The 19,499-nt window shown below is 66.8% G+C and carries 14 protein-coding genes; 12 read left to right on the top strand and 2 right to left on the bottom strand.

Features of this window, described 5'->3' with window-relative positions:
• Positions 1 to 2 precede the first annotated feature (2 nt).
• The 12 genes from iolE to GL279_RS05210 all read left to right on the top strand — a co-directional run bounded on the left by iolE (position 3) and on the right by GL279_RS05210 (position 17,219).
• Complete coding sequence (iolE, locus tag GL279_RS05265) at positions 3 to 899, top strand: myo-inosose-2 dehydratase (RefSeq protein WP_155063568.1); 897 nt, start codon at positions 3 to 5, stop codon at positions 897 to 899.
• A 22-nt stretch (positions 900 to 921) separates the two neighbouring features.
• Positions 922 to 1,728: a 5-deoxy-glucuronate isomerase gene (iolB, locus tag GL279_RS05260; RefSeq protein WP_155063567.1), complete on the top strand. Its 807-nt coding sequence runs from the start codon at positions 922 to 924 to the stop codon at positions 1,726 to 1,728.
• A gap of 442 nt (positions 1,729 to 2,170) precedes the next feature.
• Positions 2,171 to 2,893, top strand: a complete 723-nt coding sequence (locus tag GL279_RS05255; protein WP_155063566.1) for a hypothetical protein — start codon at positions 2,171 to 2,173, stop codon at positions 2,891 to 2,893.
• Positions 2,890 to 5,226 carry a UDP-forming cellulose synthase catalytic subunit gene (bcsA, locus tag GL279_RS05250; protein WP_155063565.1) on the top strand — a complete coding sequence of 779 codons (2,337 nt, stop codon included), beginning with the start codon at positions 2,890 to 2,892 and terminating at the stop codon, positions 5,224 to 5,226. Before GL279_RS05255 ends, bcsA begins: the two co-directional genes overlap by 4 nt.
• Positions 5,223 to 7,469 (top strand): cellulose biosynthesis cyclic di-GMP-binding regulatory protein BcsB, encoded by a 2,247-nt coding sequence (locus GL279_RS05245; protein ID WP_155063564.1) that lies wholly within the window; start codon positions 5,223 to 5,225, stop codon positions 7,467 to 7,469. Before bcsA ends, GL279_RS05245 begins: the two co-directional genes overlap by 4 nt.
• On the top strand, positions 7,469 to 8,548 hold the full coding sequence (locus GL279_RS05240) for a family 8 glycosyl hydrolase (protein ID WP_155063563.1): 1,080 nt from the start codon (positions 7,469 to 7,471) through the stop codon (positions 8,546 to 8,548). Before GL279_RS05245 ends, GL279_RS05240 begins: the two co-directional genes overlap by 1 nt.
• On the top strand, positions 8,545 to 9,933 hold the full coding sequence (locus tag GL279_RS05235; RefSeq protein WP_155063562.1) for a tetratricopeptide repeat protein: 1,389 nt from the start codon (positions 8,545 to 8,547) through the stop codon (positions 9,931 to 9,933). The genes GL279_RS05240 and GL279_RS05235 overlap by 4 nt, the downstream gene beginning before the upstream one ends.
• An 82-nt stretch (positions 9,934 to 10,015) precedes the next feature.
• Positions 10,016 to 13,066, top strand: a complete 3,051-nt coding sequence (locus GL279_RS05230; protein WP_170293924.1) for a response regulator — start codon at positions 10,016 to 10,018, stop codon at positions 13,064 to 13,066.
• Entirely contained in the window at positions 13,056 to 13,916 is an 861-nt protein-coding gene (locus GL279_RS05225; protein WP_155063560.1) for a CheR family methyltransferase, read from the top strand. Before GL279_RS05230 ends, GL279_RS05225 begins: the two co-directional genes overlap by 11 nt.
• On the top strand, positions 13,913 to 15,247 hold the full coding sequence (locus GL279_RS05220; RefSeq protein WP_155063559.1) for a GGDEF domain-containing response regulator: 1,335 nt from the start codon (positions 13,913 to 13,915) through the stop codon (positions 15,245 to 15,247). Before GL279_RS05225 ends, GL279_RS05220 begins: the two co-directional genes overlap by 4 nt.
• A gap of 91 nt (positions 15,248 to 15,338) precedes the next feature.
• A complete protein-coding gene (locus GL279_RS05215) occupies positions 15,339 to 16,691 on the top strand; it encodes a calcium-binding protein (protein ID WP_246175178.1) in 1,353 nt (450 codons plus the stop codon).
• A 237-nt stretch (positions 16,692 to 16,928) separates the two neighbouring features.
• The gene (locus GL279_RS05210) at positions 16,929 to 17,219 is read left to right on the top strand and encodes a hypothetical protein (protein ID WP_155063557.1); all 291 of its coding nucleotides are present in this window, start codon (positions 16,929 to 16,931) and stop codon (positions 17,217 to 17,219) included.
• A 240-nt stretch (positions 17,220 to 17,459) separates the two neighbouring features.
• Here the strand turns inward: GL279_RS05210 and GL279_RS05205 are convergent, their stop codons facing one another.
• The gene (locus tag GL279_RS05205; protein WP_155063556.1) at positions 17,460 to 18,503 is read right to left on the bottom strand and encodes an ornithine cyclodeaminase; all 1,044 of its coding nucleotides are present in this window, start codon (positions 18,501 to 18,503) and stop codon (positions 17,460 to 17,462) included.
• Positions 18,503 to 19,426, bottom strand: a complete 924-nt coding sequence (rocF, locus tag GL279_RS05200) for an arginase (RefSeq protein ID WP_170293929.1) — start codon at positions 19,424 to 19,426, stop codon at positions 18,503 to 18,505. The genes GL279_RS05205 and rocF overlap by 1 nt, the downstream gene beginning before the upstream one ends.
• Between the last annotated feature and the right edge of the window lie 73 nt (positions 19,427 to 19,499).

Below are 19,499 nucleotides of genomic sequence, written 5' to 3'. Positions count from 1 at the left end.
AGATGATCCAATTCGGCACCAATCCCATCGCCTGGGCCAATGACGACGACCAGACCCTTGGCGCGCATATCCCGACCGAGCAGATCCTGAGCGAGGCCGCGCAGATCGGCTTTGACGGCATCGAGAACGGCCACCGCTGGCCCAGCGATCCGGCGGCGCTGAAGGCGCTCTTGGGCGGGCATGGGCTGCAGTTCATCTCGGGCTGGCATTCGCTGAACCTGCTGACCCATTCGGTCGAGGATGAAAAGCGCGCGATCCGGGCGCATCTGGACAAGCTGAAATACAATGGCTGCAAGGTCTGCATTGCCTGCGAGACCTCGAATTCGGTGCAGGGGCTGGACCGGCCGGTGAATGACGCCCCGGTTCTCTCCGCCGCCGAGATGCGCGATTTTGGCGCCAGGGTCGAGGAACTGGCCACCTATACCGCTGCCGAGGGCATCGCGCTGGCCTATCATCACCATATGGGCACGGTGGTGGAAACGCCCGACGAAATCGACGCTTTCATGGCGGCGACCGGGCCGGCGACGCGGCTGCTGTTCGATGCCGGGCATTACTATTTCGGCTCGAACGGGCAGGACCCGGCCCCGGCGCTGCGCCGCCATATCGGCCGGCTGGCGCATTTCCACGCCAAGAACGTGCGCCCCGCCGTGATGGTGCAGGTGCGTGAACAGGGTCTGTCCTTCATGGACGGGGTGAGGGCGGGCGTCTTTACCGTGCCGGGCGACCCCGAGGGCGGCGTCGATTTCGCACCGCTGCTGGGGATCCTGAAGGACGCGGGCTATGACGGCTGGATCGTGATCGAGGCCGAACAGGACCCTTCGGTTCGCGAGCCGATGCAGTATCAAAGCCTTGGGCTGAAAACCTTGAAAACCATCGCGGCCGGGATCGGGCTGAAATGATGGCCGCGCAGGGAGAGACCGCATGACGCTGTTGCGCAAACCCACGGGCATCACCGGCAAGGTGCATGACATCACCCCCGAAAGCGCCGGTTGGGGCTATGTCGGCTTTGGCCTTTATCGTCTGAAACCCGGCGAGGAAGTCACCGAGGCGACCGGCGACCGCGAGGTGATCCTTGTGCTGGTCGAGGGCAAGGCGGCGCTGTCCTGTGACACGATGGATTTCGGCGAGATGGGCCAACGCATGAATGTCTTTGAAAAGGCGCCGCCGCATTGCGCCTATGTCCCGAACGGCGAGAGCTGGCGGGCGCGGGCGCTGACCGATTGCACGCTGGCGGTCTGCTCGGCCCCCGGCCATGGCGGCCATCCGGCGCAGCGCCTCGGCCCGGACGGGATCGAGCTGACCCCGCGCGGCAAGGGCACGAATACCCGCTATATCAACAACATCGCCATGGAAGGCCGCGACGTGGCCGACAGCCTGCTGGTGACCGAGGTCTTTACCCCCCCGGGGCATTGGTCCAGCTATCCGCCACATCGCCATGACGAGGATAACTTCCCCGCCATGACCTATCTGGAGGAGACCTATTACCACCGGCTGAACCCGGCGCAGGGCTACGGCCACCAGCGCGTTTTCACCGAGGACGGCAGCCTTGATGAGACGATGAGCGTGTCGAGCCATGACGTCGTGCTGGTGCCGCGCGGCCATCATCCCTGCGGCGTGCCCTATGGCTATGAGATGTATTATCTGAACGTTATGGCCGGGCCCTTGCGCAAATGGCGCTTCAAGAACCATCCCGACCACGATTGGATCGCGCAGCGCGACGCTGACTGAGTGCCGGATCGCAAGTCGACCCCCCCCGGTTCTGCCCGCAAGGGCGGGGCCGGCTTCCTTTTCTGGCCTGGCTTGCGGGGGTGTCAGCCTGAACCGTTCAGTTTTAACGAACAAATGACAGTCCGAGGGCGGGCGGCGGGCCGTGGCAGGAATGTTAACGTATAAAGCGAATCCCGTTCTGAAGGCGTCGAACAAAATATCTAAAATATTGGTATAAAAACAATATATTAAACTGATAAATTCATCCAAATTATAGGCGAACGCTACACCCTGTGCGTGAGCATTTTGTAATAAATCTTACTGCAGGTGCAGAAAGACGATTGCCAGCGGCGTCGATTCTATCACAATCACAGCGCGAATAACGTGCTTGGTTAACAATTTCCCTTCGCTTTTACGCGGTCGCATGGGCTGGGTCGGTGACCTGTCCTGCTGAGGATTTGTCATGGAGGCTGAGCTTCGTCGTCCCCCCCTTTCGCGGCGCCGTCGCGGACCGGCCCGCATCGCGGCGCTGGCCATGGCGCTGGCTGGCCCGATTCTGGCCGGGGCCTGTGTGCCCGATGCGCAGGACCTGATCCTGACCCAAGGCCAGATCGACGAGCGCACGGCCTTTGTCAGCGTCGCGCCGGCGCAGGCCTGGGTGAACGCGCCCGGCATCCGCAGCGTGCTGCAACGCAACATCCGCACCGGGCTGGAACAGCGCATCGGTCTGGTCAATGACAGCGCTGTGCCGGGCGATAATGTCATGATGCTGCGCACACGCAACGGCGTCTCGGGCTTTGGCCGGCTGCGCTTTGAAAGCCTGCTGGCCAGCTTTGGCGGCATGCCGCAGCCCTTTGGTGCCGTCTCTTCGGGCGATCTGATCGCGGCCGAGGACGCGCTTGGCCCCTATCTGTGGGTCAGCCGCGATTTTGGCGACACCACCTGCGTGCTGGGGATGCGGCGGCTGAACTCGGGGATGCGGCAATTGCCGGGCGATGGCGGGGTGATGGATGTCGTCCTGCGCAATTGCCTGCGCGGCACTGCGCAACAGGCGCTGGCGCCGATTCTGGCCGAAAGCATCGGCATCGCCCCGATTGCGCGCGACGGACAGGGCAACAGCCGGCTGCTGTCGCCTTTGGCTGCGCCCTCGGCCGCGTTGGTCGCCGTGCCAGGGGCTGCCCGATGAGCCGCGGTCGCAACATGCAAAGCGCGGCGCTGCTATGGCTTTGGGCACTGCTGCTGGTGCCGGTCTTTGTGCTGTGCGCGATCCCGGTTTCGGATGCAGCGCAGGCGATGCTGGGGCTGGGCGCGGTGCTGCTGGTCATCCTGCTCAAGCCGCTTTCGCGCAATATCGTGCCGCGCATGGTGCTGGTGGCCATCGCCAGCATCGTGGTGCTGCGCTACTGGTTCTGGCGCGTCACGGCGACGCTGCCCGATCCGGGGCTGAACGCCTCGTTCATCTGTGCCGTGATCCTGCTGGTCTTTGAGACCTATTCGATCCTCGTGTTCTTTCTGGGCGATTTCATCACTGCCGACCCGCTGGACCGTGGCCTGCCACCCCGCGTCGAGCTGGAGAACCTGCCCACCGTCGATATCCTCGTGCCGTCCTATAACGAGCCAGTCGAGATGCTCAGCATCACGCTGTCGGCGGCCAAGAACATGATCTATCCGGCCTCGAAGCGCCGGGTGGTGCTGTGCGACGATGGCGGCACCGATCAGCGCTGCGATTCCCCCGACCCCGAGCTGGCCGCCCGGGCGCGGGCGCGGCGCGCGCAATTGCAGGCGCTTTGTGCCGATCTGGGCGTGATCTATTCGACGCGGGCCAAGAACGAACACGCGAAAGCCGGCAATATGAGCGCGGCCTTGGCGCGTCTGGACGGCGATCTGGTCGTGGTATTTGACGCCGATCACGTGCCGTCGCGCGATTTCCTGGCCCGGACGGTCGGCTATTTCACGCAAGACCCCAAGCTGTTTCTGGTCCAGACCCCGCATCATTTCATCAACCCCGATCCGATCCAGCGCAACCTTGGCCTGAAATCCCCGCCCGAGAACGAGATGTTCTACGGCATGATCCACCGCGGGCTGGATCGCTGGGGCGGGGCGTTCTTTTGCGGCTCGGCTGCGGTGATCCGCAGGAAGGCGCTGGACAGCGTCGGCGGCTTTGCCGGCGAGACCATCACCGAGGATGCCGAAACCGCGCTGGAGATCCATTCGCAGGGCTGGCGCAGCCTTTATCTGGACCGCGCCATGATCGCCGGCTTGCAGCCCGAGACCTTCGTCTCGTTCATCCAGCAGCGCGGCCGCTGGGCCTCGGGCATGGTGCAGATGCTGGTCTTGAAGAACCCGCTGTTCCGGCGCGGACTGAAGCCCTTGCAGCGGCTGTGCTACATCAACTCGATGTCCTTCTGGTTCTTTCCGCTGATCCGGCTGGTCTATATCCTTGCGCCGCTGACCTATCTGTTCTTCGGCCTTGAAATCGTCGTCACCACCTTCCAGGAGGCGATGGCCTATGTGCTGAGCTACATGGCCGTGGTCATGCTGGTGCAAAGCGCGCTGTTCTCGCGCTATCGCTGGCCGCTGATTTCCGAGATCTACGAGATCGCTCAGGCGCCCTATCTGGCCACCTCGATCTTTCGCACGCTGCTGCGCCCGCGCGGGGCCAAGTTCAACGTCACCGCCAAGGACGAGACGTTGTCCGAGGATTACATCTCGCCGATCTATGGTCCGCTGGCGGGGCTGTTCCTGCTGACGCTGGCCGGCGTGGTGGCGCTGGTGATCCGCTGGATCGCCTTTCCCGGTGACCGCAGCGTGCTGTCGGTGGTGGGGGTCTGGGCGGTCATCAACCTGCTGATGGTGTCGCTGTCGCTGCGCGCGGTTTCGGAAAAGCAGCAACGCCGCGCCGCGCCGCGCGTGACGCTGCACCTGCCGGCGACGGCCAGCTGGGATGGCGCGGGCCGGGCGCCGGTCAAGGCGACGGTGCTGGATGTCTCGACCAGCGGCGCCAGCCTGCGGCTGGAACATGCGCCACGCGGCGTCGGCGCCGTCATGGTGCGTCAGGGCGAGGAAATCTGTTTCCGCCCCAGCTTTGCCAATGCTCCGCATCTGGAGCAGGAGGTGCGCGCCGTGGTGCTGGCGATCTCGACCGCGGCGGGCGAGGGCACGACGCTGGGCCTGCGGCTGGTCGGCGATCAGCCCGTCGCCGTGCAAGAGGCGGTGGCGCAGATGATCTTTGGCGACAGCGAGGTCTGGCGCATGCAGCGCGAGGCGACCCGGCAGGGCAAGGGGCTGATCGCGGGGCTGGTCTATATCCTTGGGCTGATGCTGACCTCGATCCCGCGCACCTTGGGCGATTTCCTGCGCGAGCCCGCCCGGCGCCAACGCGCGGCGCTTGGCGCGAACCGGGGTGCGCGGCCGGTGCATCTGCTGGCCTTTGGCGCGGATTTCGACACCGACGAGCACCGGCGCGAATCGATGCCCGCCCCGATCGAGGATTTCATCGAGATCGAGGCCGGCCGATGACGCGGATGCCGAAATCGCTGTTGCCCGCATTCCTGCCCCGGCTGCTGGCGCCGCTGCTGCCCGGTCTGTTGCTGGCCGGTGGTGCGCTCGCGCAGGACATCGTGCTGCCCGAGCCTGTGACCGCCCCCGAACCGGGGCAGGCCGCGCCCGCGCCCGCGCCTGCGGCCCGGATCGATGCCGCCCCCGCGATCCGCGATGCCGCCCCGGCCGCCGCCGCCGCCGCGCCGCCATTGGCCCGTCTTGCGCCGCTGCTGGCCCTGCCGGACGAGGTGGTGATGGGCGCCAGCCTGCCGCGGCCCGGCATCCTGCGCCTGACCGGCGAGGTGGCCGGGATCATGCTGGCGCTGGAGCTGCCCGCCGATCAGCCGGTGCCGCAGGGGCTGCAACTGGCGCTGCGCTCGGCCATCAACGTGCTGCCCGACAGCGCCGCGATCGAGGTCGCAGTCAATGACGCGCCGCCGGTCGCGTTGCCGTTGCACAGCTTTGACGGCTTTCAGCTGGCCGAGCTGCCGACGCCGGCGCTGGTCGCGGGCAGCAACCGCATCCGGCTGGCGGTGCGCCAGCCGCATCGGGTGTTCTGCGGCCCCGAGGCCAGTTTCGGCGTCTGGACCGAGCTGGATCTGACGCGCAGCGGCGCGCTGATGTCGCAGGGGGTGGCGGCGGCCTCGGCGCAGGGATTTGCGCAGGCGTTGTCGCAGCAGATCGGCAGCGGCGCGGCGCTGACGGTGCGGGTCGCGCCCGGCGTCGATCCGGCTGCGATGCGCCAGCTGGCGCTGGTTCTGGGTGCGGCCATGCAGGGCCGGGGCTGGATCGACTTTGCCAGCCCCTATGACATGGGCCCGCGCCCGGCGGTTTCGGTGCTGCTGGCGCCGGCGGTGGACGCCCAGACCCCGTCCGTCGCCTATCGGCGCGATGCGACGGGCGCGCCGGTGATGGTGGTGGCCGCGCGCGGCGCCGAGCTGCCCGGTCTGGCCGAGGGCTTGCAGGCCGTGGCGCTGCCGCCCGCGCCGCCGCTGCCGCTGCTGCACCCCGGCAAGGCCCGGACGCTGGCCGAGCTGGGTCAGGGCGACATCATCGGCAATACCCGCTATTTCCAGCAGGATGTCGGCTTTCGCCTGCCCGACGACTGGCTGCTGCTTGCCAATCAAAAGGCGCGGTTGCAGCTGCATTACGGCCATGCCGAGAACCTGCCTGCGGGCGCGAACCTGCTGGTCAAGGTCAATGGCCAGACGGTGCGGCTGCTGCCGCTGGACCGCGACGGCGGCAGGCTTTTGCCGCCTCTGGACATCGGCTTTGCCGCAAGGCTGCTGCATTCGGGCGCGAACCGGCTGAGCTTTGAAATGATGGTGCCGGGCAATCCGCCCGACATGGCCTGCCCGCCGCGCCAATTCGACATGCTGGTGGTGGCGCAGGACAGCGCCCTGACCGTGCCGGTTTCGCCGGCGATGCAGCTGAGCGGGCTGGCTTCGGTGCTGGCGTGGCTGGACCCGGCCGGCGTTACCCCCGACCCCAAGGCGACCGAGCCCCAGCGGATCGACCGCGCTGCCGCGCAGCTGGCCGCCGCCATGCCGCCACCCGAGGGCGCCAATCCGGCGGTGTCGCTGCTGGTGACGGATTTCAGCACCCTGCCGGCCTCGCTGGCCGATGTATCGCTGCGCGCGCTGCAAGGGGCGCTTTTCGCGCAAACGCCGCCTGCGGATGCGGGCGTGGCTGCCCCGGCGCCGCAATTCGACCTTGGCGCCGGCGATGCGCCCGCCGCGACCGCCCCGGCCAAGGACCGGGCGTGGTCGCCGCTGGCCTGGGCCGCGCGCAGCCGGGACCGGATCCTTGCCTCGGCCTTCCTTGCCTCGGATCAGGACCTGTCGGACTGGTTGCAGGGCCGGCGCGGCGATGCGCTGCTGATCGCGGCCGAAACCGAGCGGCCGCAGGCCTTGCAGCTGATCCTTGGCCCGCAGGCCGATCCGCGCGGCATCAGCCGGACGCTGGACGGGTTGCAAAGCAGCCGGCAGGGCAATGGCGCCGCCGCCCTGTTGTCCAATGATGGCAGCTGGCAGGTCTGGGCGCCGGTGGTGCCGCCGCGCCTGCAAGAGCCGGTGACGCTGGCCAATCTGTTCCCGATCCTTGGCAATTACGCCTCGTGGTCGCCGCTGCTGTTTGCCGGGGCGCTGCTGGGGCTGGGGCTGCTTTCGGTGGTGCCGGCGCTGATCGTCGTGATCGTTTTCCGCAAATGGAGGCTGCGCTGATGAACCGCCGCATGTTGATCGCAGGCCTTGCGGCGCTGGCCATGGCCGCGCCCCTGTCGCGTGCCCGCGCCCAAAGCGGGCCCGCGCCCGAGGTCCAGCCGCTGCTGCCGGCCTGGCAGGCGTGGAAATCGGTCTGTCTGGCGCAGGATGGCCGCGTCGTCGACGGCTTTCAGAATGCGGCCAGCCATTCCGAGGGGCAGGGCTATGGTCTGGCACTGGCGGCGATCATGGATGATCGCCCGGCCTTTGATGCCATGCTGGACTGGACCACCCGCAACCTTGCAGTGCGCGGCGACGCGCTGCTGGCATGGCGCTGGCAGCCCGAGGCCGACCCGCCGGTTCAGGACCGCAACAATGCCGCCGATGGCGATCTGTTTCACGCATGGGCGCTGAGCATGGCCGCCAGCCGCCAGCAGCGCCCCGAACTGGCCGAGCGCGCGGCGGCCATCGTGCAGGATCTGCTGCGGCTTTGCGTCGTGCCCCATCCCGACGGCAGCGGCGCGCTGCTGTTCCTGCCCGGCGCCGAGGGGTTCCGCAGCGCCGATCAGGTGGTGATCAACCCATCCTATTATATGCCGCTGGCGATGCGCGATCTGGCGCAGGCGACCGATCAGCCCCGGCTGCGGCAATTGGCCGATGACGGGGTGCGGCTGATCGATGCCTTGGCCTTGGCCGGGCCGGTGCCGGATTGGGTCTGTCTGACCGCCACCGGCCCGGTGCCGCCGCCGGCGCGATTTTCGCAGCAATCGGGCTATGAGGCGATCCGGGTGCCGCTGTTTGCGCTATGGTCGGGGCATGCCACTTCGGCGGCGGTGACGGCCTTTGCGCGGACGGCGGCTGCGGCGCCCGCAGGGGCCGATTTCCCGGTCGTCTTTGATCCCGCCACCGGCGCCGTGGTCGAGCGTAGCGCCCATGCCGGCTATGGCGCGGTCGAGGCGCTGGCCGAATGTGCCGGGGCGTCGGGGCTTGGCTCGGCCATGCAGCCCTTTGTCGCGGCCCAGCCCTATTACCCGGCCACCCTGCATCTGATGGCGCTGGTCGCGCAGGTGTCCCGTTTTCCGAAATGTGTGCCGATATGATGAAATCCGTCGTTCTTGCCACCCTGTTTCTGGCGCTGCCGACCGTCCCGGCGCTGGCGCAAAGCGCGCCGCCCGCCGATGAGCTGCTGGCGCTGCGCATGTATGTCCAGCAGGGCGAGGACACCGCCGCCCGCGCCGAGCTGCGCCGCCTGCAACTGAAATACCCGCAATGGGCGGCGCCCGCCGATCCGGCCGGGCTGGTGGCCACCAGCCGCGACCCGCAGGCCGAGATCGACCGCTTTTACAGCCAGCTTGCCGCCGGCCAGACCGATCAGGCGCGCGAGACGCTGGCGCAGACGCGGCGCGATTTCCCCGGCTGGGTGCCGCCCGCCGACATGGCCGCGCAGCTGGAAACCGCCGAGGGGCAGCGCACATTGGACGATGCGCTGTCAGGCGGCGATGTCGCGACGGCGCGGGGCGTGGCCGCGCGCACGCCCGGCCTGCTGCGCTGCGACCGCATCAACAACGCCTGGCGCATTGCCGAAGGTCAGCGCGATGCCGGCGCCCGCGCCGATGCGCTGGCGACCTATCGCGCCGTCCTTGGCACCTGCACCGATCCGGGTGATCTGGCCTCGACGCTGGAAAAGGCCGATGGCGTGGCCAGCGAGGCCGAGCTGCGCGGCATGGCCGCCGGGCTTGCCAGCCGTTTTCCGGCGCAGGCCGCGCGCTTTGACGCTATCTTGCAGCGCTTGCTGGCGGGGCGGGGCGTGGTGACGGCGGCCCCGACACCGGCGAGCAAGGCCGAGAAACCGGCCAGCCCCAACGAGGGTTCCAAAGCCGCGAAAAAGGCCGCGCCACAATCCGGTGCGCAATCCAGCCCTCGCCGCAGCGCGCGGGCCGAACCGGCGGCGCCGCCCGCGCGCCGGGGCGAAACCCCGGCCCAATGCGCGGCGCGCACCGCCGGGGCACGGGCCACCGGGTCCGTTCTGGAACGCGCGTGGTGCGTCTATAACCTTGATCGCAGCATGGACGCGATGGCCGATTTCAAGACGGTGCTGGCCGGGCGCCCGAATGCCCAGCAGCGGCGCGACGCGCAATATGGCCTTGCGCTGGTCTATCTGAAACTCGGCATGTCCGAACCCGCCGCGCAGCTGGCCGCCACCGCCGATTTCGACCACCGCCAGCGCCTTGATATCGAGCGCCAGATTCTGGATCAGCGCGGCGTTGCCGCCTACAAGCAGCGCCGCTTTCGCGATGCCATTCGCTATTTCGATGCGATCGAACAGGTCACCGGCTCGATCCGCCGCGATCTCGCGATCCTGCGCGCCTATGCCTATCTGAACGCCGGCAACCAGCCCCGCGCGCTGGCCGAGTTCCGCCGCCTGAACGCCGAGCTTTCCACTACCGAAACCCGCCGCGGACTGCAGGCCGCGTCCGGCGGATAGGCGCATCCCGCGCCACCCCACCGCCTTGCCCCCAAGGCTGATCCCGACCCGGCACCCCGATGCCCTTTGGAGAACGAACAGATTGGACAGGCGCCGCCGAACCTTGTCGCTCAGCGTGCAATTCGCCTTGGTGATGCTCAGCTTTGTGCTGCTTGTCGGCGGTGTCAGCTGGGTCGGATATCAGGGCGCCAGCGCGCTGAGCCGCGCGCAGGATCGGGTGCGCGTGCTTGGCGATGCCATGGGCGTGATCGAACAGGCCGAAAGCGCCTTTCTGGCGCGTGAGATCGCGTTGATCCGGGCGCTGGCCACCGACACGCCGCAGGCGCGGTCGCAATTCGTGCAGGCCAACCGCAGCGCGTCCGAGGCACTGGACCGGCTGACCGCCTTGCCGGCGCCGGATGCGCAGACGCTGGCCGATGCCGCCGCGATCCACACCGCCAGTCAGGAATGGGTGCAGGAGGTGGCGCTGCCGTTTCTGGCCCGCAATGCCACGGTCAAGGACGACACCGGCCATGCCCGGCTGCTGGCCGAATATATGGCCCAGACCCTGACCGGCCCCTTGGCCCAGATCGCACCCGAATCCTTTGCCCGCCTGCGCAGCACGGCCGTGCGGCGGACGCTGGACAGCCGCAGCCAGCGCGACGCGGCGCTGGCATGGATCCACGATTCGAACGGCATTACCGCCGCCGTGGTCATGCTGGCGGCGCTGATGGCATTCGCCGTCCTGCACCACCGCATCAGTCGCCCGATCAGCCGGCTGGCACTGGCGATGGCGCGGCTGGCGCGCGACGACCGCACCGTGGACATCCCCTATCAGGACCGCTCGGACGAGATCGGCGCCATGGGCCGGGCGCTCTTGATCTTTCGCAACCTTGCCGTGGCGCGGGCCGAGGATCTGGACGTCAAGGGCGCGCTGACCCGGCTGTCGGACATGGTGCAGGCGCAAGACAGCCTGCGTGACTTTGGCCATACCGCGCTGACCGCGATGGCGCAGGAGCTGGGCGCCGAGGTGGCGGTGTTCTTTTCCTACGATCCCGAACAGCATCGGCTGTGGCTGTTTTCGGCCTATGGCTACCGGCTGTCCGAGGACATGCCGAAATCCTATGCCATGGGCGAGGGGCTGATCGGGCAGGTGGCGCGCGACCGCAAGCTGCGCGTGCTGTCGCCGGTGCCGGAAAACTATCTTCGGCTGCAATCGGGCACCGGGCATGGCGCGCCGCAGATGATCCTGCTGACGCCGGTCTTGCTGCGCGACCGGCTGATCGGGGTGATGGAATTTGCGCTGATGGCGCCCATGAATGCGACGCGCCAGCGCATCCTCGACGAGGCGATTCACGCCGTCTCGCTGCCGCTGGAAAATCTGGAACGCGCGCTGGAGACCCGGGCGCTGCTGGCCCAGAGCCGGCGCCAGACCGAAGAGCTGCAGGCCGCCGAAGAGGAATTGCGCGCCCAGCAAGAGGCTTTGCAGGCCACCAATGACGAGCTGGCCTGCCGCACCAGCCAGCTGGAGGCCTCGCAGAAAGAGGCGATCACCCGGGCCGAGGAATTGCAGCGCACCAGCCAATACAAGTCGCGCTTTCTGGCCAATATGTCGCATGAGCTGCGCACGCCGCTCAACAGCATGCTGATCCTGGCGCAGGATCTGGCCAGCAACAGCGAACGCAACCTGCAACCCGATCAGGTCGAGGCAGCGCAGGTCATCCACACCAGCGGCATCAGCCTGTTGCGCCTGATCAACGAGATCCTTGACCTGTCCAAGATCGAGGCCGGCAAGATCGAGGTCCGGCGCGAGCCGCTGGCCCTGCGCCAGCTGGTGCTGACGCTGGAGCACAGCTTCCGTCCCATCGCCGAACAAAAGCGCGTGGATTTTCGCATCACCTGCGCCTTGGGCCTGCCCGAGCTGATCCTGACCGATCCCGGCCGGCTGGAGCAGATCGCCAACAACCTGATCGGCAATGCGCTGAAATTCACCGCTCAGGGTGGGGTGCAGGTCACGCTGGCCCCCGAGGGCGGTGACCGGCTGGCGCTGATCGTGCGCGACAGCGGTATCGGCATCCCGACCGAAAAGCTGACGGCGATCTTTCAGCCCTTCGAACAGGTCGATGACAGCACCCATCGCCAATATGGCGGCACCGGGCTGGGGCTGACCATCTCGCGCCAGCTGGCGGTGCTGATGGGCGGCACGCTGGAGGTGGACAGCGTGCTGGGGCAGGGTTCGGTGTTCCGGCTGGTCATTCCGATCGGCGCGGGTGCGGGCCTGCCGGCGGCCTCGGTGCCTGCGCCGCTGCCCTTGCCCGCTCCGGCCGCCGCCGTGCGGCGCGAGGGGGTGGGACGTTCGGTGCTTGTGGTCGAGGATGACGGCGGCACGCAAAAGGCGGTCTCGCATCTGATGGCGCGGGCCGGGATCGAGGTGACGGGCGCGCTGACGGCCGAAGAGGCGCTGGCCCTGCTGCGCAGCCAGCGCTTTGACTGCCTGATCCTTGACATCGGCCTGCCCGACCTGTCGGGCTTTGAGTTTCTGGACCGGCTGGCCGGGCTGGGCTGTTCGGTGCCGGTGGTGGTCTATTCCGCCCGCGACATCCAGCCCGACGAGCTGCTGCGCCTGCGCGGCCATACCGACAGCATCGTGCTGAAGGGCGAGCATTCCGAACGCCGGCTGCTGGACGAGGTTTCGGCCTTTCTGCATCCGGCGCAGGCCGCGCCCGCCAGCCCGGCGCCCGCACCTGCCGCAGCGCCCGCCGATACCGCGCCGCTGCAATGCAAGCTGCTGCTGGTCGATGACGACATGCGCAATATCTATGCCTTGGCCAAGGTGCTGCGCGCGCGCGGCTGCGAGGTGGTGCTGGCGCAGGACGGGCTGAAGGCGCTGGCCGAGCTGGAGGCCCATCCCGATGTGCAGATCGTGCTGATGGACATGATGATGCCCAATATGGACGGCTATGAGGCCATGCGCGAAATCCGCGCGCGCGGCGGCGATTGGCGGGATCTGCCGATCATCGCCCTGACCGCCAAGGCCATGAAGGAGGACCGCGACCGCTGCATCGAGGCCGGGGCCTCGGACTACATGACCAAGCCCATCGACACGCCGCAACTCTTGGCCAAGATCCGCGAGCAGTTGCAGCATGGAAAATGAGATCGGCGAATTCGCGGATTGGGTGTGCTGGCGTTTTGGCCATGATTTCCGGCAGTATCGCCCGGCGACGCTGGCCAGCCGGCTGCGCCAGCTGTGCGCGCGGCTGCAACTGGAGGGCGCGGCGGCGCTGCGCGACTGGCTGACGCAGCACCCCGAGCGGATCGACGAGGTCGTGGACCGCATCTGTGTGCCGGTCAGCGAGATCTTTCGCGAGCCCCGCGCCTTGGACGAACTGCGCCGGCTGGTGTTTCCGCAGCTGCGCAGCTTTCCCACGATCACGGTCTGGCACGCCGGATGCGCTGCCGGCCAAGAGGCCTATTCCATGGCGATCCTGCTGCATGAGGCCGGGCTGTTGCCGCGCAGCCGGATCTTTGCCAGCGACATTTCGGCCGGGGCGCTGGCACGGGCGGGGCAGGGGCTGATCGCGGGTTCGGATCTGGCGGCGGCGCAGCCGCGCTATGCGGCGGCGGGCGGCGAGGGGGCGCTGGCGCGGCATTTCCTGCCGGCGGGCGACCAGATGCGGCTGGCGCCGGGCTTGATGTCGCATATCAGCTTCGTGCGCCACAACCTCGCCACCGATGCCGTGTTCTGCGAGGCGAACCTGATCCTGTGCTGCAATGTGCTGATCTATTTCCAGCGCGCGCTGCAGGCGCGGGCCATGCAGCTGTTTGCCGATTCCCTTGTCCGGGGCGGCCGGCTTTGCCTTGGCCGGCACGAGATGGCGCTGGCCGCCGCGCACCGCTACGAGCTTATGCCCGGCAGCGCCTGGATCCTTTGCCCGCAGCCCAAGGCCTGGCCCGTGCCCTGCCCGGATGGGCTGGGCCCCGTTCCAGATGAAAGGATGCAATGACCCAGACCCTGGCCCCCGATCAGACTGCCGAGCTTGCGCGTCCCCGGATCCTGATCGTCGATGACATCGCCGCCAATCTGACGGCAATGCGCGTCTTGCTGCGCCATGTGGACGCCGAACTGATCACCGCCCAATCCGGCAATGAGGCGCTGTCCTTGGCACTGGACCACCAGTTCGCGCTGGTGCTGCTGGATGTGCAGATGCCCGAGATGGACGGGTTCGAGGTCGCGGGCTTTCTGCGCGACAACCCGTTTTCGGCCGACACGCCGCTGATCTTCATGACCGCCTCGAACGCGGATGAGTTCAACCAGCTCAAGGGCTACGATTCCGGGGCCATCGACTATATCGGCAAGCCGATCAACGAACGCATCCTGCTGTCCAAGGTCGGGCTGTTTCTGGACCTGTGGCGCAGCCGGCAGCAGTTGATGCAGGCGCTGGCGCAGGTCCACCAGCAGCGCCAGATCCTGCGCGCCACCTTTGATGCGGTGGGCGACGGCATCATCGCCACCGACATCCACGGGGCCGTCACATGGATGAACCCTGCGGCCGAGCGCATGACCGGCTGGAGCGCCGCCGCGGGCCGGCCGCTGCGTCAGGTGCTGCCGCTGGAAACCCCCGAGGGCCGCGATCTGGGCGACGCGCTGTTCGCGGCGCCCGCCCCGGACATGCCGCCCTATCTGATGCTGCGCCGGCGCGAGGATCGCTGCCTGCCGGTCAGCTGCACCGCCTCGGCGGTGCTTGACACCGACGAGCAGCCGATTGGCGGCGTGGTGGTGTTCCGCGACGCCTCGCAGGCCTATGCCCGCCAGCTCGCCCTGCAGGACAAGGCCGAGACCGACCCGCTGACCGGTCTTTTGAACCGCGCCGGCTTTAACCGCCGGCTGCAGGCGATGCTGGCGGCGCGAGGTGGCAACCGGCGTGATCTGGCGCTGCTTTTCGGCGATCTCGACAAGTTCAAGCCGGTGAACGATGGCTTTGGCCATGCCGCAGGCGACATGGTGTTGCGCGAGATTGCCACCCGCATGGGCCGCTGCATGCGCGAGGTCGATGTGGCCGCCCGCTGGGCCGGCGATGAGTTTGCCGTTCTCATGCCCTGCGACGAACTGGGCGAGGCGCAGCAGCTGGCCGCCCGCCTGACCGAGGCCCTGCGCGAGCCCATCGCCATCGGCAAGGCCGGGATCGCGGTTTCGGTGGGCATCAGCATCGGCATCTCGATGGCCAGCGCGGCAGGTTGGGACCACGCCGCCATGTTGGACGAAGCTGACCGGCTGCTTTACGCCAAAAAGGCGCAGCGCGCCCGCGATGGTCGGATCGCCGAGGTGGCGCGATGACCGGCCCCACGCAGAACCAAGGCCCCCGCCAAAACCATTGCATTGCCTGTGGGCGATGCCCATCTGTCAGAAACAACCAAAAGGTGTAGATATGGCAGCGATTGTTTTTCGCCCCGGCGCAGGCGCGCTTCGCGACATGACGCTGATCGACTGGTCCGTCTTTCTGGATCTGCCCGAGGCCAGCCGCTCGGCCACACGGCTGCGGCTGTCGGACAGCGCCGGCCATGTCGCATTGCTGACCGGAACCGGGCTGCTTTATGGCGGCGCGGGTCCGGGCGGGCTAAGCGGCGGCACCCTGCAAGGCCTGCGCATCGCGCAGGGCACGCAGACGGTGTTCGAGGCCTCGGGTCTGGCCGTGTCGTTGGCACCGCTGGCCGGGGCCTATGCCCGATCCGACGACAACGCCCTGACGCGGTTGCTGCTGGCCGGGCATGACCGGGTGCAGGGCACCGATCTGGCCGATACGCTGACCGGCTACGCGGGCAATGACACGCTGCTGGGTCTGGGCGGCCATGACAAGATCTTTGGCGGCACCGGCAACGACTGGCTGCTGGGCGGCGCGGGCAATGACACGCTGCTGGGCGAGGCGGGCAATGACCTCTTGTCCGGCGGCCTTGGCCATGACGTGCTTTATGGCGACATCGGTGATGACACGCTGTCGGGTGATGCCGGTAATGATGCGCTTTACGGCGGCGACGGCAATGACCGGCTGCTGGGCGGGCTGGGCGATGACACGCTTTATGGCGGCAATGGTCATGACCTTGCCTTTGGCAGCGCCGGCGCCGACCGCCTTTATGGCGAGGCCGGCAATGACCGCCTGTTCGGCGACCTCGGCAATGACACGCTGTATGGTGGCACCGGCAATGACACGCTGGACGGCGGGCTGAACAATGACACGCTTTATGGCGAGGCGGGCGACGACCTGCTTTATGGCGGTTTTGGCGACGATTGGCTGGGCGGTGGCACCGGCAATGACAGCCTTTTTGGCGGGCCGGGAAATGATCAGCTGTTTGGCGAGGACGGAGACGACCTTTTGTCGGGCGGATTGGGCAATGACCGGATATTCGGCGGCGCCGGCAATGACCGCATTTACGGCAATACCGGGGCAGACAGCCTTTATGGCGGCGCGGGCGCGGATATGTTCGTCTTTCTGGCCCCATCCGATTCGACGCCGCAGGCGCGTGATTACATCGACGATTTTTCGCGGGCCGATGGCGACCGTATCGACCTTTCAGCCATCGACGCCAATAGCAAATTGCAGGGCGCGCAGGATTTCACCTATATCGGCAAACAGGCCTTCAGCGGCACGGCGGGCGAATTGCGCTGGCTGCGCACCGCCAATGCCACCTATGTGCAGGCGGATCTGGATGGCGACGGCACCGCCGATTTTGCCATCATGATTGGCAAATCGATTGATCTGGCCGTCGGGGACTTCCTGCTGTGACGCCATCCCGGCCCGGTCCCGCAGCCGGGCCGAACCACGGAAGGCCCGAAATATCTTGGATTTCCTGCCAGTTTTTCCGCAGGCCCATGCCGTGCTTTGCCATATTCGCGGGCGGCTTGGATATATGCCGAATATGACTAAACTAACGGTTGTAATGACAACCTGTCTAAACGGCCAAGTTGTCACAAGGTCAGGTTGATTCTAGAAGGGGTGCATGTTGGTTAAGGAGTAAGGCAAATGAGCAAAGGGAAATATCGTCAGCGTTTGACGGAAATGGGATGGTGGGGCGTTTTCTTCATCCTCGTCATGCCGGCATTCTCGGCCTTCTTCTATAAACTGCATTTGCGCTATGCCGAGGATTTTGTCCGTTTTGCCGGTCAGGATATGGCCGATCTGGCCCGGACCTCGCAGGGGTTCTCGAATATTTTCGGCGTCGCGGCGCTGCTCTTCCTGATCTTTCCGATTTGCGGTGGCATCATGGTGTTTCTCGGCCGCGAGTTTTATCAAGACGAGCTGAAGTTTTTGTAAAAACCGCCTCTGGCCGTATTTTAAACTTGCCAGAATTCACCCGGACGTGCAGGATCGGGCCATACCAAGACCTTTTCCCCAGACGTATTTATCTGCACCTGTTCCACGTCGCAGTCCGGCATTTTTTTCGCACCAAGACATTCCCGCAGGCGCGACCCCAAGAACGAGCCCTTCCGTCAAGGAGGGGTTCACTTGTTTTGGGCAAGGGGCATGGCGACACCCGGCCTCCATGCCGACCGCTCAGGCGCTGCGCGTCAACATGCCGAACAGGTCACGCGGATCGTCGGGATCGGCAAGGATGTCCAGCAGCTCATAGCAATCGCCGTCCTTGATCGCGTCATGGACATAGCGCAGCGCCGAGAAATCCTCGATCGCAAAGCCCACGGAATCGAACAGGGTGATCTGGCGCGGATCGGTGCGGCCCGGCACGGCACCCAGCATCACCTGCCACAGTTCGGTCACCGGGAAATCCTCGGGCATCTGCTGGATCTCGCCCTCGATCCGGGTCTGGGGCGGGTATTCGACAAAGACGCTGGCGCGGCTCAGGATGTCGCACTGCAGCTCGGTCTTGCCGGGGCAGTCGCCGCCGATGGCGTTGATATGCACGCCGGCGCCGACCATGTTGTCCGACAGCACCGTCGCGTTCTGCTTGTCGGCGGTGCAGGTGGTGATGATCTGCGCGCCCTCGACCGCGGTCTGCGCGCTGGCGCATTCCACCACCTCGAAGCCCTGCGCCCGCAGGTTGCGCGCCGCCTTGGCCGTCGCCGCCGGGTCGATGTCGTGCAGCCGCAGCCGGTTGATGCCGCAGAGCACGCGAAAAGCCAGCGCCTGAAACTCGCATTGCGCGCCATTGCCGATCATCGCCATCACCTCGGCGCCCTCGGGGGCCAGATAGCGCCCGACCAGGCCCGAGGTCGCCGCCGTGCGCAGCGCCGTCAGGATGGTCATTTCCGTGAGCAGGATCGGATAGCCCGTCGCGACCGAGGACAGCACCCCGAAGGCCGTCACCGTCTGATAGCCCGAATGCGTGTTCTTGGGATGGCCGTTGACGTATTTGAAGCCGTAATTCTCGGCATCGGCGGTCGGCATCAGCTCGATTACGCCATCGCGCGAATGACTGGCGACGCGCGGCGTCTTGTCGAATTCCGGCCAGCGGCGGAAATCATCTTCGATATAGCGCGCCAGATCGGCCAGCACCTGCTCGGGTCCGAGCGACATCACCAGCCGCATCATGTTGGCCACCGAGACAAAGGGCACAAGGGCAAGTTCGGAAGGTTGCGACATCACAGGCTCCGGGTCATGCGGTCAAGGACGCGCCGGCCGAACAGGCTGGCGGTCAGGTCCGAAATCAGGCGCGCCGTGCGCCCGCGTTCGTCAAGGAATGGGTTCAGCTCGACCAGATCGAGCGAGCGGACAAGGCCGGAATCGCCCAGCGTCTCCATGATCAGATGCGCCTCGCGGAATGTGGCGCCGCCGGGCACGGTGGTGCCGACCGCAGGCGCGATGCCGGGGTCCAGAAAATCGACGTCAAAGCTGACATGCAGCAGCCCGTTTGCCGCCTCGACCCGCGCCAGAAACGCCTTCAGCGGCGCCAGAACGCCGGTCTCGTCCAGCACGCGCATGTCATTGACCTCGATCCCGGTCTCAAGGATGCGCGCAGCCTCGGCCCGATCGACCGAGCGGATGCCCATCATGCAGACATGGCGCGGATCCAGCGGATGCGCATTCGGCGGATAGGGCAGGAAATCGCCCAACCCGCAGGCATAGGCCATCGGCGTGCCATGCAGGTTGCCGCTGGTGGTGGTGTCCAGCCGGTGCAGGTCGGGATGCGCGTCCAGCCACAGCACGAACAGCGGCCGCCCCAGCTCGGCCGCGCGCCGCGCGACGCCGGCAATGGTGCCCGCCGACATGGAGTGATCGCCACCGATAAAGATCGGCAAGGTAAAATCGCGTGCCGCCTCATAGGCGTGCCGGCTCAGCAATCCGATCCAGGCGCAGGTCTCGGCCAGATCGTGGATCGCCGGATTGGGATAGCTCTGCGGCGCCTGCGACGGGATCGACAGATCGCCGCGATCCTCGACCTGCCAGCCCAGCTCGGTCAGGATCTGCGGCAGGCCGGCGGTGCGCAGCGATTGCGGCCCCATCACGCAGCCGGGTTGCGAGGCGCCGGTCTGGATCGGTGCGCCCAGAATGCAAGTGGTCTTCATCATCATTGTCCTCTTCTCCCCCAGAATGCCGGGACGTGCTGGTCAAGTCGCTTGAAATTTTGGCCAAAATGCC

Source organism: Paracoccus limosus (assembly GCF_009711185.1).
In the GTDB taxonomy this organism is placed as follows: Bacteria; Pseudomonadota; Alphaproteobacteria; order Rhodobacterales; family Rhodobacteraceae; genus Paracoccus; species Paracoccus limosus.
Note: the sequence above shows the minus strand (reverse complement) of the source record. Positions and strands in the feature narration are given on the sequence as shown.